This window comes from Pseudomonas sp. AC239 (assembly GCF_979258545.1).
In genome coordinates this window covers 4,294,055-4,310,676 of sequence record NZ_OZ409864.1, presented here as the reverse complement: position 1 = coordinate 4,310,676, position 16,622 = coordinate 4,294,055, and the positions used below count along the sequence as shown (strand labels likewise).

Below are 16,622 nucleotides of genomic sequence, written 5' to 3'. Positions count from 1 at the left end.
CCTCAGCGCGGCGTGCGACGCCAGCGCGTCAACACCAGCAAGGACAGCCCGGCGCCCAGCAGCGCCAGGGCCATGTCCTTCTGCGAATCCCACGGATCATTCTGCGCACCGACGAAAGCCTGGCCGGTGTCATCGCCCAGATAAGCGCCGCCCACCCACTCGATCAATTCGTACAACGCCGACGTCGCCAGCACCACATTCAAGGTCAACAGCGCCAGCCATGCGCCGCGCAACGGTGTCAGGCGCAGCAGCACTTCGCGCATCGGCCAGACCAGCAGCAATCCATAGCTCAGGTGCACCAACCGATCATAGTGATTGCGCTCCAGGCCCAGGACTTTGTTGACGCTGACGCCGGTCAACAGCGTGCTCCATTGATCGTAGGGCACGCGGGAATAGGTGTAATGCGCGCCGACTTCATGGATGCACAGGAACGCGAAGATCATCCCCAGCGACAGTGTCGACAGGCGAAAACGCCGATGCGTCAAGAGCAGTGTCAATACCAGCGCCAGCGCCAGGACATTTTCCAATAGCCAGTCGACACGGCTGCGTGGGGAGATGCCGAGCGCAAAGGTCAGGAAGACGAATCCGCCGAGCAATAGCGCTTCGATTCGCGTGTCTGCCGGGCGGGCTACATTGTCGCTGACGCTGACGAGCATGGGGTCGATTCTCAACAATACGGGCAAGCGGTAGACCTTTCCCGGTTTTGCCCGGTTCCTCGCCGCTGCGTTTTCGACGCTTACGGAACTCCGGTGCACGGCGCACCTCTGAGCTAATGTAGTCCCTTCCCTTTTTGCTTAGCGCTTGTGGAGGAACACGTCATGCGCAAGTTAGTCCTGATTTCTTCTCTTATGCTTTGCCTGCCGGTCGGTTCGGCACTGGCCCGCGTCGATGCGGGTGACGTCGCCACATCGGCAGGTGTTTCCGCGTCGCTGTACTCGACCTTCAAGGATGACAAAATGGTGATTCCGGCCCGTGACGACGTGTCTGCGTTTGTCGCCAGCGGCGGGGCCATTCGTGGGGTTTATCTTGAGTCGGTACTGCAACAGGTGCGTCAGGCCAACCCTGGCTTGAACGCCAGCGATGAAGACCTGGCCAACGCCATCCTGGTGCAATACGAAGGCGTGCATCAGTAGTCACCAGGGACGCAGCGGCCGATGGATGGCCGCTGAGTGCGCATAGGCAAAACCGTCGGACGGCCTCTATGATGGAGGCCATGACGACGACCGTACCCTTGCGTTCCCCCTGCCCACCCGGCGCCTGCATCTGCGGGCGCGATCCGTTGCTGGAATCGCCCGGCGCGGATCTGCGCATCCTGCGCCTGACTCGCGCCGAGGAAAAAATCCTCCTCGCGCGCCTGGAACAACTCAAAGATCTCGACGACCTCAATCGCCTGCAACAGCGCATGTACGAGCAACTCGGCATCCGCGTCGACGTTGCCCCTGGTTTCAACGAAGTACGCACCATGCGCGGCATTGCCATTCAGATCGGCGAATTACCGGGTCTGTGTCGCAAGACCCGGGCGGCGATCCCGGCGGCGATTCGCAAGGGCCTGGAAAACCACCCGCAAATCGCCTTCGAACTGCTCAACGCCCACGACTTGCTGCGCGACACCTGATCACTTTTTCATGCCGACGCGCTTGCGCATCTCGGCGGTGATGGTCTGACGGGTTTTCTTCATGTCCGCCCAAGGTTCATCGCCGACCTCGGTCAGACGCTCGTGAACGTTGTAGATGTTCCAGTGATTACCGCCCTTGATTTCAGCGACTTCCTCTCGGTACAGCGGCACCGACACCGGCATGCCTTCCCGCGCGCGTGCGGCGTAGGCGCAAATGGTGGTGGCGCCGAGGCCGTTGCGCAGGTAATCGATGAAGATCCGCCCGACGCGGTTTTTCGGCCCGGACACCGCTGAAATACGATCCGGCAGCAACTTGGCCATGTGGCTGACGATGGCGTGGCTGAAGTCCTTCACTTCGTCCCAGCCATGCTTGCGGGTCAATGGCACCACCAAGTGAATGCCTTTGCCGCCGCTGGTTTTCAGGAAGGCTTTGAGGCCCAACTCATCGAGCACGGTGAGGGTCAGTGCGGTGGCTTCCACCATGCTTTTCCATGGCAGCGCCGGGTCCGGGTCGAGGTCGAGGACGAAGCGATCGGGCTTGTCCAGATCCACTTTCGTGGCATTCCAGGTGTGCAGCTCCACCGTGCTCATCTGCACCGCGCCCACCAGCGCTTCGGGATTGTTGATCATCATTACCGGCTGGCCGGTAACGTCCTTGTCCAGTGCGGTGATGCCGGGAATGGCCAGGCGGTCGGCGTTCTTCTGAAAGAACAATTCGCCAGCGATGCCGTCCGGCGCACGCACCAGTGCCACGGGGCGATCCTTGAGTTGCGGCAGGATGTATTCGGCGACGCTGGCGTAATACTGCGCCAGTTGCATTTTGGTCGTGCCGCTGACGGCGTCGATCACCCGATCGGGGTGGGTGATGCGTACCTTGCCGCCGGCCAGTCCTGATTGCGACGGTGCAGTCTCGGCTTTTTCGCTGGCGGCGGTTTTCTTTGCCGGCTGCTTGTCGGCGGCTTTGGTCTTTTCGGTTTTTTCGGTCTTTTCGGACTTGGCAGCTTTCACAGGCTTCGCTCGCTCCTCAGTAATGTCCTTGGCCGGTTTGTCATCGCGCAAACCATGGAAGACGGCGTGGCGCACCGAACCGTCCTTGGTCATTTCGGCGAATGCCACCTCCGCCAACAATTTTGGTTTGAGCCAGTGCACGCCCTTGGCCTCGAAACCGCTGGGCGGATTGACCACCGCCGCGCTTTTGGTTTGCAACGGTTTGAGTTGGGCGAGGATGCTTTTCAATGTAGTTTCGTTAAACCCGGTGCCGACCTTGCCGGCGTAACGCAACTCGCCGCTGTCACGGTCGTGCAGGCCGAGCAGCAAGGCACCGAAAGCACTGCGCGCACCTTTCGGATCGGTGTAGCCGACGATGACGAATTCCTGGCGATGCTTGCATTTGAGCTTGATCCAGTCGCCGCTGCGCCGCGACACGTAAGGCGAGCCGAGACGCTTGCCGATCAGGCCTTCCATCTGCATCTGGCAGGCGCTGTTGAGCAGCGCGTCCGGGGTTTCCTCGAAAGCTTCGGAGAAACGCAGCGTTGACGATTCTTTCTGCGCGCCGAGGATGGTGCTCAGCGCGGCACGGCGTTCTTCGACCGGTACGTCGCGCAGGTCGACGCCATTGAGATACGGCACGTCGAACAGGTAATAGACGATGTTGCCGCTGCGCCCGGCATCGAAGGCATTCTGCAGCGCCTGAAAGTCCGGAACGCCCTGCTCGTTGGCCACGACCATTTCGCCGTCCAGCCAGGCCGATTCCAGCCCCAGCGCCGCCAGTGCCTTGGCCTGCTGCGGCAGTTTGTGCGTCCAGTCATGGCCATTGCGGGTGAACAGTTGCACTTCATCGTGATCGATCCGCGCCATGATCCGGTAGCCGTCGAATTTGATCTCGTAGCTCCACTGCCCTTCAGGCGCGCTGTCGACCAACGTAGCCAGTTCCGGCTTGATCAGCGCCGGCAACTTGGCCTTGCGTGCGCCGGTAAGCTGCCCGGACGCCTGCTTGCGCGGCTTGGCCGGGGCTTTCTTCACGGGTTTGGCCTTATCGGCAGCAGTCGCCGATTTGCCGACAATCGTGCGCTCGCTGAGCACGCTGTCGGGCTCGGCGACCAGCACGTCGAAGTCATCCTGCGGTCGCGCGGCGTTGTCCTGATGCTTGATCAGGAACCATTGTTCCTTCTTGCCCGGCATGTGCGTGCGCACCAGATTCCACACGCCGCCGAGCTTCTCGCCTTGCAGCTCGAACTTGAGCCGGCCCTTGGCGTAGGCCTTGTGCGGATCCTCCAGCGGAATCCACACGCCGCGATCCCAGACGATCACATCACCGGCGCCGTAATGCCCCTCGGGAATGCTGCCTTCGAACGTCGCATAATCGAGCGGATGATCCTCGACATGAATGGCCAGACGCTTGACCGAGGGATCCAGCGACGGCCCCTTCGGCACCGCCCAGCTCTTCAACGCGCCATCCAGCTCCAGGCGAAAGTCGTAATGCAGGTGCGAAGCGTCGTGCTTCTGGATGCAGAACTGCAACGCATGATCCTTGGCCGACTTACGGCCCGAGCGCTTGACTGCGGCCGGTTCCGACGTCGCGGAAAAATCACGCATGCGGTTGTAATCGTCGAGGTTCCTGTTCATGAGCACACCGATGGCAGACGGGTTCTGTTATGCAGAAGAGCGATACGGCGGCGGAAAAATTCAATCGACATAAAAAAGCCCCGGACGGATGGAATGGCCGGGGCTGTTGATGTCCGGGATTTTTACAGCGGGTCAGGCTTGCCCTTTGGCCTGCTGTTCCAGATGGACCTGCAGATCCGGATCAATCTGTAAGGCCGCGGCCAGCTCATCGAGATAACTGCGTTCGGCGTCCTGTTGGTCGTCCACCAGCATGACGCTGGCAAGATACATTTCGGCGGCTACGGCCGGATCACCATTAGCCGATTGCGCCACTTCGCTGGGATCCAGCGGCTTGGCGACTTCGGCGTCGAGCCATTGCTGCAACTGCGGGTCGGCGGTGTGTTTGCCGATTTCGCTGCTGATCAGGTGTTTTTCCGCTTCATCGATGCGCCCGTCAGCCTTGGCCGCGGCGATCAAGGCGCGCAGTACTGCGTGGCTGTGGGTTTCGATTTGCGGGCCGGCGAGCAGGTCGGCGGTTTGTGGCAAGTCCTGCGGTGCCTTGCTGGCCTGGCTGCGTTGCCAGGCTTGATACGCCTGGTAGGCCATCATCCCCAGCGAAGCGAGTGCGGCGTAATTGGTGCCGCCGGAACGACTTCGGCTACCGCCACCAAGAGCGCTTCCCAACCCGCCACCGCCGAGCAAGCCGCCGAGCAAACCACCCAGGCCGCCGAGGCCACCCGCAGCAGCCACGCTGCCCGCTCCGGTCTGACTGCCGCCGCCCAATAGGCCGCCAAGCAATCCGCCCAGGCCGTCGCCGGCTGAAGCCCCACGTTGTTGTCCCGCCGAGGCCTGGCCTCGCAGCAGTTGTTCGAGCAAATCGCTGGTGTTCATGACGTCATCCTCAAGGCCCCGGCCCGATTGCGTCAGGCAACAATAGACCGGCGCGGCCATAGCGCCAGCACCGTTGGGCTGACGCCCGATAATCGATAAATCGCCGCGCGAGAAATTTTCCGCGAGCCAGCTAAGATTCAAGGGTGGTGAACCTTATCCCGGCCAAACCGGTCGATAGCTGCAACCCGACCCGGTTTGCCGGCGCCCTTTCTGACGATGGGCGATACCCGGCTTGCTTCACTTTCTGGAGAACGCCCCCGTGATATCCACCGTACACATCGCCAGGCTTAAAGCATGGGGCGCCCATGGTTTTACCGCGACCGGCGTGGTCACAGCCTTTCTGGCGACCCTCGCCCTGCTGGAAAACCAGCCGATCCATTGCCTGATGTGGCTGGGCGTGGCGCTGATCGTCGACGGCCTCGACGGCGCACTGGCGCGCAAGGTCAACGTGCAATCGGTGCTGCCGAGTTTCGACGGTTCGATCCTTGATCTGGTTATCGATTACCTGACGTATGTTTTCATCCCGGCACTGTTTATCTACCGCTACATTCCCCTGCCCGACTACACCCTGCTGCTGACGGTGTCAGTAATTCTGGTGTCGTCGCTGTTCTGCTTCTGCAACGTCAACATGAAGAGCAAGGACAACTACTTTGTCGGTTTCCCGGCGGCCTGGAACGTGGTTGCGCTGTGCCTGTACATCATTGGTCCGGGGCCGTGGATCACCTTTCTCACCGTGATCGGTCTGGCATTGCTGACGGTGACACGGATGAAGTTCCTGCACCCGTTCCGCGTGCGTCGTTTCATGCCAATCAATATCGCGGTGACGGCGATCTGGCTGTTATGCAGCCTTTCGCTGGTGCTCAATCACCCAGTGATCAACCCGCTGGTGATGGGCTTGTGGTTGCTGATGTCGGCTTATTTCCTGGGGATCTGCATCTGGCGCACGGCGCTGGAGTGGTTTGATCGACCACAGGTAAAATAGGAACCTGGACTGAAATACATATCCTGTGGGAGCGGGCTTGCTCGCTCCCACATTCGATTGTCGTAGCCTGACGAATCGAACGTCAGCGCTTGGTAATCACCACTTCCAGATACTCACTCGGCACCACCAGTGACGTCTCTCCCGCTCGATTCGATCGGTTGAGCAACTCGGTCAGATCCTCCTCCAGCGCTTGCCCGGCCTCCGGCGACAGCACCGCAAATGCCTTGTGCACCGGCCCGTACCAGTGGCGGAAGATGTCAATGAAATGCGCCGCCGAGCGATAGCGGAAATTGAACTGGCTGCGGGTGACCCGAACAAGAAAATCGCGATCATCGAACTGCTTGTGCAGCCATGCATCCGAGCCCCAGTTCGATGGTGGCTGGGCAACCGCAGGCGGTGGCAGATGCTGGCCGAGAATTTTGAACATCTGCCCGACGAAGCCCTCCGGCGTCCAGTTCGCCATCCCGATCCGCCCGCCGCGACGACACACCCGCCCCAGCTCACTCGCAGCAGTCGCCTGATCGGGCGCAAACATTACACCAAACGTGGACAGTACGGCGTCGTAGCTCTCGTCGGGAAACGGCAGTGCCTCGGCATCGGCTACCTGAAAAATCACCTCGAGATGCTCGGCCCGCGCGCGGTCCTGACCACGCTCCAGCAGTGCGGCGACGTAATCGGTCGAAGTCACCACACAACCGCGCCGCGCCGCTGCCAGGGTTGCGTTGCCGTTACCGGCGGCGACATCCAGCACTTGCTCATCGCAGCGCAGATCGCAGGCCTCGGCGAGGCTTTCGCCGACGATTTGCAAGGTGGTACCGATCACGGCGTAGTCGCCACTGGCCCAAGCAACTTTCTGACGTTCCTTCAGGGCAGTGAGATCAATCGGGGTACTCATGACAGCGAGCTCCGTGGCAGAGAGAAAGCACAGGCTGCGACGCGGACCGTGCTTGCTCACTATCGCGCCGAGGCTGCCCGGCGTCCCTGTCAATCGTCCGGCGAGCCCAGAAATAGGGCACTTTGCCGATGAGTGGCGCAAATCTGTCAAGCACCTGATACACCTTGCGCATTGCCAGCGTCGCGGGATTGGTTTCTGATGCCGGTTCGCCTCTGAAACGGATCTGACTGATGGCATTGCAACTGGATTGGCTCGCCGCACACATGCAGCACAGCGATCGCTATGCGGCGTGGATTCACCAACAATTTCATTACGAATACGCCGATCAACCTTTGGCTCGATGGCAACGAGAATTTGCCGAAGGCCAAAGCAATGGCGATTGGTCATGCCTGATTGCCCTCGACGGTGAGCGACTGCTCGGCGGTGCGGCACTGGCGCGGGATGACCTCGCTGATCGACCCGATCTCGGACCCTGGCTGGCCTGTGTCTTCGTGGATCCCGAGGCGCGGGGTCAAGGCCTGGCCGAGCGGTTGATTGAAGGGATATGCGAAGAGGCGAAAAAACGCGGGGTGGCGCGCCTGTATCTGCATACGCAGGACAAACACGACTACTACGGCAGACGCGGTTGGCAGTTTTTGGAGCGTTTCCGGGCGTGGGAGAAAACACAATGGCTCATGGTCCGCGACCTCTGAGCCATTGCGTTGCCTTGATCAGGCGGCCGGCGCCCTGGCCTCCTCCAGCAACTGCTTGATCATCTGCTCCTGCTCGGCATAGCGACCTTCTCCGAAGTGGCTGTAACGCACCTGGCCCTTGGCGTCGATGAGGTAATGCGCCGGCCAGTATTGATTGTCGAAGTGGCGCCAGATCGCGTAGTCGTTGTCGATCGCTACCGGGTAGGTGATGCCGAGCTTTTTCACCTGTTCCTTGACGTTGTCGATGATGCGCTCGTAGCCGTATTCAGGCGTATGCACGCCGATGACCACGAGGCCGTCCTTCTCGTATTTCTTCGCCCAGTCTTTGACGTACGGCAGGGTGTGCTGGCAGTTGATGCAGTCGTAGGTCCAGAAGTCGACCAGCACCACTTTACCGCGCAGGGATTCGGCGCTGAGCTCCGGCGAGTTGAGCCACTGCACAGCGCCTGACAGCGACGGCATCGCGCCCTGGGCTTCGTCCAGCATCGAATCGGCGCGGACCTTGCTGACAAAGTAGTCGACCACTTTCGGCACGTTCTCCAGAACGTTTTTCTCGACGCTGGCCACGCCTTCCGAAGAGGTACTGGCGAGCAGGGTTTTGTCAGCGCCGGTCGAAATCACCGCGACCGTAGCAAGTACCGCAACCCCGGCCCCACGGCGCAACCAGCCACTGAACGGGATCGATGGTTTCAGCCGATTGACCAGACCGCGCCCGGCGAAAATCAACGTACCCAAGGACAAGGCACTGCCGACGCCATAAGCCAACAGCAACAGGCTGGTCTGCGCATTGGCGCCTTGCAGCATCGCGCCGGTGAGAATCACCCCAAGAATCGGCCCGGCACAAGGCGCCCACAACAGGCCAGTGGCGACACCGAGCATGATCGAGCCCATCGGCCCCGCTCGTTTGCGCGTGTCCTGATCGAGGCGATTGCCCAGCGCGACAAAGGGCCGGGTCAACCAGTCACCAACCCGGGCCGAGATCAGCGACAGGGCGAACAATGCCATCACGAACAAGGCAATGTGGCGGCCGGTGTTGCTGGCCTGGATCACCCACTCGCTGCTGACCACGGCGAGGCTGGAGATCAGCGCAAAGGTCAATGCCATGCCGGCGAGGGTCAGCAAGATCGAGGAGCGTGTACGGTTGGCGCCAGCGAACAGAAACGGCACCACCGGCAGGATGCACGGACTGAGGACGGTGAGAAGACCGCCGAGAAATGCGATGAGGTACATAGGGTCACCTTGAAATGGGGGCTGGGCGCGCAACCGGGCAGCGAGGGAAACGCCCCTCGCTAGCCTGCTTTATTTACGCCATGGCTCATGCGGTCTGGCCGTCGAGCAACTGCCCTTGCGGCGTGCGACTGGCACCGTTCTCCGCGACCAGTTGGCCCTGCGGCGTGCGGCTTGAGCCATCAGCGGCAAGCGTCTGTCCCTGCGGTGTACGGCTGGAACCATCAGCGGCAACCATCTGGCCTTGCGGCGTGCGGCTGGAGCCATCGGCTGCGATCAAGGCATCGCTGCCCTCCTTCGCTACCGTGGTCAGCTGGAAACAGGTGCTGCTGGCGCAACTGCTTTGTTCTACAGCACTGTTGGCGTGAGCGGCGGCACCGGTGAAGGCGAAGGCGGCTGCGGTCAGAAAGCGCGAGACGTTGTTCATGGCAAAACTCCTTGCAAAAAAAGTGGGGGTGACTCAGTTCTGGTTGTTGCAGCCGTCAGCGAATTTGCTGTAATCCAGCTCGCGGGTTTTGCCGGCTGAATCGAGGTAGGTCATGCGCGCTTCGGTGATGCCGCAGGTCACCGAAGTGTCCTCGGTCATCGACAGCACTTTCTGGATATCCAGATGCGTGCCGTAGGTGTAGGTTTGCCGGCTGACGTCAGCTTCGGCGTGGGCCGACAGGGTGCAGATGTTCAGAGCGGCGAACAGGCAGGCGGCGAATACGGATTTGTTGTTCATGGTGTAGTCCTCAAGGCTTCAGTGGGTTTGAGCCGAGGCGGTCTGTGTGTGCCTCGATGGAGCCTATTTGAGGCCTTCGAGGTATCGCGTCTGTGTCAGGAAAGGACGAGAATCACTCGTTGTGTATCCATGCAGTGTGTAGATACACAGGGATACAAAACCCCGAAAAAATCGTGATTTTGCGTCGGTGTGTATCCGCCGTTGCGGCAGATACACTGCAATACAAAGGCAGGCAGGCGTGCGGTCAACGGCGCTATAGACTGCACGGCATTCCCCTTTTATAGAGGCTTGAACCGATGGAACATGTCGATCACATTCTCATCGTCGACGACGACCGCGAGATCCGTGAACTGGTAGGCAACTACCTGAAGAAAAACGGTCTGCGCACGACAGTCGTCGCCGATGGCCGGCAGATGCGCAGTTTTCTCGATGCCAATACCGTCGACCTGATCGTGCTCGACATCATGATGCCCGGCGACGATGGTCTGCAGCTGTGCCGCGAATTGCGCGTCGGCAAACACAAGGCGACGCCGGTGCTGATGCTCACCGCGCGCAATGATGAGACCGACCGCATCATCGGCCTGGAAATGGGCGCCGACGATTACCTGACCAAACCCTTCGCCGCCCGTGAACTGCTGGCGCGGATCAACGCTGTGTTGCGCCGCACGCGCATGCTGCCGCCGAACCTGGTGGTCACCGAAGCCGGACGCCTGCTGGCGTTCGGTCGTTGGCAACTGGACACCTCGGCCCGGCACCTGCTCGACAGTGACGGCACCATGGTTGCTCTCAGTGGCGCCGAATATCGCTTGTTGCGGGTATTTCTCGACCACCCGCAGCGAGTGCTCAGCCGCGATCAACTGCTCAACCTGACTCAGGGCCGCGAGGCCGATCTGTTCGATCGTTCCATTGATCTGCTGGTGAGTCGTTTGCGTCAGCGGCTGCTCGACGATGCCCGCGAGCCGGCCTATATCAAGACCGTGCGCAGTGAAGGTTATGTGTTTTCGTTGCCGGTCGAACTGCTCGGGGCGTCGGCATGAAACTCAAGCTGCAATGGCCGCGTACCCTCGCCTCGCGCCTGTCGCTGATCTTTCTGATCGGGCTGATTCTGGCGCAGGGCCTGTCGTTCGGCGCGCAGTATTACGAGCGTTACCAGAGCGCGAAAAGCACCATGCTCGGCAACCTCGAAACCGACGTCTCGACCTCGATGGCGATCCTCGATCGCCTGCCCGCCGCCGAACGCGAAGCCTGGTTGCCGCGTCTGGCCCGGCGCAACTACGGCTACCTGCTCAATGAGGGGGAACCGGGCATGCCGGTGACCTCGGCTGAAAAGTCCGTCGCGATCGCCTCGATTACGGCCGCCATCGGCGACACTTATCCCATCGTGTTTACCGAAGTTCCCGGCGGTCCGAGACAACATTTCCAGGGCCACTTGCGCCTGAGCGACGGCAGCCCGGTGACCATCGATATCCGTCCGGCGATGGTGCCGTTGTCGCCCTGGTTGCCGGTGGTGCTGCTCGGCCAACTGGCGTTGCTGATCCTCTGCACCTGGCTCGCGGTGCGCATCGCCATCCGTCCTCTCACCCGCCTCGCAAACGCGGTGGAAACCCTCGACCCCAACGCCCACCCGATCAAACTCGACGAGCAAGGGCCGACCGAAGTGGTCCACGCCGCACGGGCCTTCAACGCAATGCAGACGCGCATCGCCGCCTACCTCAAAGAACGCATGCAACTGCTGGCGGCGATTTCCCATGACCTGCAAACGCCGATCACCCGGATGAAATTGCGCGCAGAGTTCATGGACGACTCGGTCGAGAAAGACAAACTGAGCAGCGATCTGGGCGAGATCGAGCATCTGGTGCGCGAAGGCGTGGCGTATGCCCGCAGCATTCATGGCGCCACCGAAGAAAGCCGCCGTACCGATCTCGACTCGTTCCTTGACAGCCTGGTCTTCGACTATCAGGACATGGGCAAGGACGTTCAGCTCGGCGGCAAAAGCAAAGCGGTAATCGAAACCCGTCCGCAAGCCCTGCGTCGGGTGCTGGTGAACCTGACCGACAACGCCCTGAAATTCGCCGGCGCCGCGCAATTGCAGGTCGAAGCGCAGGGCAACAGCCTGTCGGTGAAAGTCCTTGATCGCGGCCCGGGCATCGCCGAGGCCGAACAGGCGCAGGTGCTGGAACCGTTCTACCGTGTGGAAAACTCGCGCAATCGCGACACCGGCGGTACCGGGCTCGGATTGGCGATCGCCCAGCAATTGGCGATGGCGCTGGGTGGCTCGCTGCTGTTGAGCAATCGTGAAGGCGGCGGGCTGTGCGCTGAACTGAAGTTGCCGCTGCACGGCTGACAGCCACTGTTTAAATTTCCCTCCTGCCGCCCTGCTGTTTCCATCCGAACAGCAGGCATCTGCCTACAACCTCGCCGGAATTTCCCGACTGTTGCGCCCGGGCGAAGCCCCCTATGGTTATGCATGCGCAGACGCCTCGCTACTGTCAGACCTGACAGTAGCGAGGCGTCTGCCCTGTGCTGTTTGATGACGGCTCGCGAACCGTAACGAGGATCAGCCATGACTCTGCTCGAATCCGTCACCCAGGTATGTCATCGGCTGGCGCCCGGCGGCTGGCGTTCGCTGATGTTGGCCCATGGCCTTGATCTGTTGGCAGAGCCACTGGCAGCCGAGCTGCGACGACCACTGACGGTTAATCGCTGCCTGAGCGGATTCGAAGATTTCGACCCCGACGGAGTCTGCGCAATCGAAGCGGCGGCGCCCTCGCGCAGCTTGCTGTATCACGCGCTGGCATCACCGCAAGTGACCGTCGACGAAACCGGAACGGATCTGCTGCTGTTGCCGACTCAGGGCGAAATCGAAACCGTTCTGAACTATGTCTACAGCATCGCCCCGCCCACCCTCGATCAACTGCGCCTGACCGCCGCTGGCGCGCCCTTGGCGGTAGTGGCCTTTGCCAGTGAATATCGCTGCGCGGCCGACACCGTGCACGGCCGACACGCCGATCTTTGCTTTTCGCGCACCGGCATTGCCCGCGTCGGCACGATGCCTGCCCGGTATGACGCCAGACAGCGATGCTTCCTGCCCTTTGTCGACGGCGACGCCCATGGCATCCGGGTCATGCCGGTGCGCTACAGCGCGTACATTGCCATGCAATTGCGTGGTGATGCGCAGCGCTTCGGGCCGATGGACTTTCAGGCCGACGTCGATCCCGAGCTGGATTTCTGGGTGCCGCTGCACAAGCTGTTCGATGGCGACCAGTGCCTGGCGGGCCTGCAACTGGCGGTGACCCTGGAAAATCATCAGATCAACGAGAAGTTGCGGCACATCCATTTACGTCACAGTGGCACCGGCTGGGCGGAACCGCAGATCAGCCAGCCGCCCTTTGTCGTGACCGATGATCTGGCTGCCTGGGCAACTGTGGAGGATTTCGGCACCGGCCTGCTGCTGCCAGAGCCGAAAGCACGGCTGGTCGAGCCCGCCAGACTCGAGGGCCGACCGCTATCGTTTCTGATGCCAGCCAACACCGGCGGCATGGTGCATGGCCGACACAAGGTTGACGCAGACGGCAGCATCAATGATTTGAACAACCACCCCGATGTCGAAGCGCTGGTGCGTGCAGGCGGTTATGAGGCCCTGCACTACCAAGACGCGACAGCTGACGGATGGGTTCGGCCACACTGCCCGGTCCTCAACGACCTGCTGCCGACGGTGGCTGCCTATTCGATTATCGGCCCTCCGGATTTTTACCCACTGTGCAGTCAGCGCAAACTGCTGCGCTGGGTCCGCGAAGAGCCGCTTTTCCCCGATCCCGACATTTGGCACGCCCGCCTCGAAGCGCTTTCCAACGTGCGGTATTGCGCCAACCTGAATCTCAAGGATCAGTTGTTTTCTGACAAGGATCGAGGGGTGACGGCGATTGTCGCTTCGGCTGAACCGCGCCTGCGCACGTCATCGCAAATGCCGCTCGCTCAGAGTTCGCGACCTTCCTCGCTGCCCGACGGCGCCGCCGGGGTTTTCGGTCCGGGCTGGGAAGTAGGCTGGATTCGACAGAAAACTTCCGATGCGCAATGGATCAATGTGTTGGCCGGCTATCAGATGGCAAGCCCGTTTCCCGAAGATGCGAAAATCTGCGCGGCTCTGGGCTCCTTCTGGCCGGGGGTGGCACCGGACTCGGTGCGCGTTTTCGAACCACGTTCAAGTCTGCACACCATCATCCCGTTGACCGATCAGGAAATTAACCAGCACGGTGCCGTTGCCTGGGACGATCAGCCGGGTCCGCAACTCATCGTTCAAGACAATCGCCTGTTTGCCCAGTACCACGCCTATGCCCACGCCGATTACACCCAGGTCGCCCTGGACGGGCTTTTTTCCCTGAGCCTGACCGGCCGCACATCACAACCCGCGTATGAGCGGCGGGTCGTTTCGATGCATCGGGTTTATCAGGTGCTTGGCGCTGACGATGACAACGCCCAGCGCAATGCCTGGCCGCTGCTGTCGTTTCTCGAGGTGCAGCAACCGGACAACGAACTCGATACGGCCCAGCAGGAAGCCGGCGTTGTTCTCGAGGGCTGGGTGCAGCGTTTTTCGATGTACAAGCGCGGGGCTGTCAGCACTGCCGATGATGATTTCAAATTGCGTCACGTCGAAGTGGAGCGACAGGTCCTGTTGTTCGTCAGCGCCGATACCATCCTGATGAAACAGGATGCAGGGGCCTGGCAGATCGCTGATGAAACACTTTGATGTTGTGGTGATTGGCGCAGGCCCTGCGGGCTGCGCCAGCGCCATCAGTTGTGCCCGCCGAGGGTTGCGCGTGGCTTTGCTCGAACGGCACGCGTTTCCCCGATTCCGCCCCGGCGAAAGCCTGCATCCGGGGATCGAACCGTTATTGCGACAGCTCGGCATCGCCGATCTGCTCGGTGCCTCGTCGACTCTGCGCTTTGAAGGCCAATGGGTGCACTGGCACGGCCCGGCGCGTTTCAACGCTTTCGGCACGGATGCAAATGGCCCATGGCGCGGCTTCCATATCAGCCGCGCGCAATTGGACAGGGCGTTGTTGCAGCAAGCGGCGTCCACGGGGGTCGAGGTGTATCAGCCATGTCGGGCGCAGCAGGTGCTCACCCATGGGCGCCGAGTCATCGGTGTGGAGACCGACAGCGGCTGCCTTTCTGCCTCGTATTTGATCGACGCCAGTGGAGCTACCGGCTGGCTTGGCCGTAAACTGCACCTGACGGAACAAATCGATTCTCCTGCGTTGGTGGCTCGCTACGGTTATTTGCAGGGTCGCTGCGAGCCCTACGCAAGCCATCCGCATTTGCTGGCTACCCCTGATGGCTGGACCTGGATCGCTCAGGTCAAGGCACAGTTGCTGCACTGGACACACCTGACGCTGGAAGCCGAGGCTACGCCGGGGATAAATCCTTGCCTGCGAATATTGCCCGCAGACCTGCAGGCATTACCGCAGGCGGGCCCGATACGCGGTGCGGATGTGAGCTGGCGCATAAGCGAGGTTGTGGCCGGTGATGGGTACTTTCTTGTGGGTGATGCTGCAAGCCGGCTCGACCCGGCTTCGTCGCACGGGGTGCTCAAGGCGTTGATGAGCGGCATGCAGGCCGCTCAAGCCATTCACGACGGCTGGTTCCGACCGCTACTGCGACCGCTCGCACAAGCACAGTATCAGCGATGGCTGCGCTGCTGGTATGAACACGACCTGACACAGCTGCGCAGTTTCTATGGTCAACACCCGTTCCCGCCCCGATGGCTGGGCACTGATTGAGCAAAAGGAGTCTAGACTCATTCATTACCCAGTCGAGGGGGCCGCAGGACTTCTGCTGTGCCCTGCCCCTATCCGTGACCACCGCCCGGTGGCGCCTGCCTCGACATTCAACGCCGCCGGACGGTGATCCTGTTTCAGGAGCACACGTGATGAATGAGGCGAAGCTCAACGAATTCATGGGCAAACTGGTCAACGACATGGGTGGCGCGGCGATGCTGGCCAATGTCATCGTTGGCGAAGAGCTCGGTCTGTACCGGGCCATGGCCGACAGCCAACCGATCAGCCCCGAAGCCCTCGCAGCCAAAACCACCTGCAATCCGCGCCTGGTGCGCGAATGGCTCAGCGCCCATGCCGCATCGGGCTATATGGAACACCTTGACGGTCAGTTTCGCTTGCCGGAAGAACAGGCGCTGGCGCTCGCCGTGGAAGATTCCCCCGTGTACGTCGCCGGTGGACTCGGCGTGGTGGCGTCGTTTTTCCATGACAAAGACAAACTGGTCAAAGCCATGCGCGGCAATGGTGGTCTGTCCTGGGGCGATCACCACCCCTGTATGTTCAGCGGCACAGAACGCTTCTTCCGCCCCGGCTACAAAGGTCATCTGATCGCTGAATGGCTACCGGCACTGGACGGTGTAGTGGCCAGACTGGAGCGCGGCGCCAAGGTTGCCGACGTCGGCTGCGGCCACGGCGCCTCGACGGTGATCATGGCTCAGGCGTTTCCCAAATCGCAGTTTTTCGGCTTCGACTTCCACGCGCCGTCAGTCACGGTCGCCACGCAACGCGCCGAAGAAGGTGGTGTGGGCGACCGCGCCACATTTTTCGAGGGCACGGCAAAAAACTACCCCCGTGGCGACTACGACCTGATTTGCTTTTTCGACTGCCTGCACGACATGGGCGACCCGGTCGGTGCTGCTCGGCATGCTTACGCATCGCTGAAAGACGATGGCACGGTGTTGCTGGTCGAACCGTTCGCCAACGACAAACTGGACGACAATCTCAACGCGGTCGGGCGTCTGTTCTACGCCGCCTCGACATTTATCTGCACACCCAATTCGCTGTCTCAGGAAGTCGGCCTGGGGCTCGGTGCACAAGCCGGGGAAATGCGCTTGCGCAAGGTATTCACCGAGGCTGGTTTCAAGCAGTTCCGTCGCGCCACGCAGACACCGTTCAACCTGATTCTGGAGGCGCGCAAGTAACCGATGCGGATCGCGT

General features: G+C 61.1%; 16 protein-coding genes. 9 read left to right on the top strand and 7 right to left on the bottom strand.

The window, feature by feature from the left end:
• Positions 1-2: 2 nt before the first annotated feature.
• On the bottom strand, positions 3-656 hold the full coding sequence (locus tag ACZ0AZ_RS19700; RefSeq protein ID WP_052269137.1) for a DUF2238 domain-containing protein: 654 nt from the start codon (positions 654-656) through the stop codon (positions 3-5).
• 162 nt (positions 657-818) lie between these two features.
• On the opposite strand from ACZ0AZ_RS19700, the gene ACZ0AZ_RS19695 reads away from it, so the two are divergent.
• Both ACZ0AZ_RS19695 and ACZ0AZ_RS19690 read left to right on the top strand, forming a co-directional pair.
• The gene (locus ACZ0AZ_RS19695) at positions 819-1,133 is read left to right on the top strand and encodes a DUF2388 domain-containing protein (protein WP_039762352.1); all 315 of its coding nucleotides are present in this window, start codon (positions 819-821) and stop codon (positions 1,131-1,133) included.
• 80 nt (positions 1,134-1,213) lie between these two features.
• The gene (locus tag ACZ0AZ_RS19690; protein WP_463537951.1) at positions 1,214-1,615 is read left to right on the top strand and encodes a hypothetical protein; all 402 of its coding nucleotides are present in this window, start codon (positions 1,214-1,216) and stop codon (positions 1,613-1,615) included.
• Here ACZ0AZ_RS19690 and ligD read toward each other — a convergent pair whose 3' ends face one another.
• Positions 1,616-4,240, bottom strand: coding sequence for a DNA ligase D (gene ligD / locus ACZ0AZ_RS19685; RefSeq protein WP_463537950.1), 2,625 nt, complete (start codon positions 4,238-4,240; stop codon positions 1,616-1,618). It abuts the gene before it with no gap.
• 132 nt (positions 4,241-4,372) lie between these two features.
• Complete coding sequence (locus tag ACZ0AZ_RS19680; protein WP_130000143.1) at positions 4,373-5,110, bottom strand: tellurite resistance TerB family protein; 738 nt, start codon at positions 5,108-5,110, stop codon at positions 4,373-4,375.
• Positions 5,111-5,369: 259 nt separating this feature from the next.
• On the opposite strand from ACZ0AZ_RS19680, the gene pcsA reads away from it, so the two are divergent.
• Complete coding sequence (gene pcsA / locus ACZ0AZ_RS19675) at positions 5,370-6,092, top strand: phosphatidylcholine synthase (protein ID WP_130000142.1); 723 nt, start codon at positions 5,370-5,372, stop codon at positions 6,090-6,092.
• Positions 6,093-6,174: 82 nt separating this feature from the next.
• On the opposite strand, the gene ACZ0AZ_RS19670 is transcribed toward pcsA, so the two are convergent.
• Positions 6,175-6,987: a class I SAM-dependent methyltransferase gene (locus ACZ0AZ_RS19670; protein WP_130000141.1), complete on the bottom strand. Its 813-nt coding sequence runs from the start codon at positions 6,985-6,987 to the stop codon at positions 6,175-6,177.
• 230 nt (positions 6,988-7,217) lie between these two features.
• Between ACZ0AZ_RS19670 and ACZ0AZ_RS19665 the strand changes: the two genes are divergently transcribed.
• Complete coding sequence (locus tag ACZ0AZ_RS19665; RefSeq protein WP_415762961.1) at positions 7,218-7,679, top strand: GNAT family N-acetyltransferase; 462 nt, start codon at positions 7,218-7,220, stop codon at positions 7,677-7,679.
• 18 nt (positions 7,680-7,697) lie between these two features.
• Here the strand turns inward: ACZ0AZ_RS19665 and ACZ0AZ_RS19660 are convergent, their stop codons facing one another.
• The 3 genes from ACZ0AZ_RS19660 to ACZ0AZ_RS19650 form a co-directional block, all read right to left on the bottom strand.
• Entirely contained in the window at positions 7,698-8,909 is a 1,212-nt protein-coding gene (locus ACZ0AZ_RS19660) for a cytochrome c biogenesis protein DipZ (protein WP_130000185.1), read from the bottom strand.
• A gap of 85 nt (positions 8,910-8,994) precedes the next feature.
• A complete protein-coding gene (locus ACZ0AZ_RS19655) occupies positions 8,995-9,333 on the bottom strand; it encodes a hypothetical protein (protein WP_130000184.1) in 339 nt (112 codons plus the stop codon).
• A 33-nt stretch (positions 9,334-9,366) separates the two neighbouring features.
• Entirely contained in the window at positions 9,367-9,630 is a 264-nt protein-coding gene (locus ACZ0AZ_RS19650) for a DUF2790 domain-containing protein (RefSeq protein ID WP_016775158.1), read from the bottom strand.
• Between the two features lie 296 nt (positions 9,631-9,926).
• On the opposite strand from ACZ0AZ_RS19650, the gene ACZ0AZ_RS19645 reads away from it, so the two are divergent.
• From ACZ0AZ_RS19645 to ACZ0AZ_RS19625, 5 genes are all read left to right on the top strand, one after another.
• Positions 9,927-10,667, top strand: a complete 741-nt coding sequence (locus tag ACZ0AZ_RS19645; RefSeq protein ID WP_039762337.1) for a response regulator — start codon at positions 9,927-9,929, stop codon at positions 10,665-10,667.
• Positions 10,664-11,974 (top strand): sensor histidine kinase, encoded by a 1,311-nt coding sequence (locus tag ACZ0AZ_RS19640; RefSeq protein WP_463537949.1) that lies wholly within the window; start codon positions 10,664-10,666, stop codon positions 11,972-11,974. Before ACZ0AZ_RS19645 ends, ACZ0AZ_RS19640 begins: the two co-directional genes overlap by 4 nt.
• 219 nt (positions 11,975-12,193) lie before the next feature.
• Entirely contained in the window at positions 12,194-14,377 is a 2,184-nt protein-coding gene (locus tag ACZ0AZ_RS19635) for a hypothetical protein (protein ID WP_463570725.1), read from the top strand.
• On the top strand, positions 14,340-15,410 hold the full coding sequence (locus ACZ0AZ_RS19630; protein WP_463537946.1) for an NAD(P)/FAD-dependent oxidoreductase: 1,071 nt from the start codon (positions 14,340-14,342) through the stop codon (positions 15,408-15,410). The genes ACZ0AZ_RS19635 and ACZ0AZ_RS19630 overlap by 38 nt, the downstream gene beginning before the upstream one ends.
• A gap of 149 nt (positions 15,411-15,559) precedes the next feature.
• Positions 15,560-16,606, top strand: a complete 1,047-nt coding sequence (locus ACZ0AZ_RS19625; protein WP_039762328.1) for a class I SAM-dependent methyltransferase — start codon at positions 15,560-15,562, stop codon at positions 16,604-16,606.
• Positions 16,607-16,622: the final 16 nt, after the last annotated feature.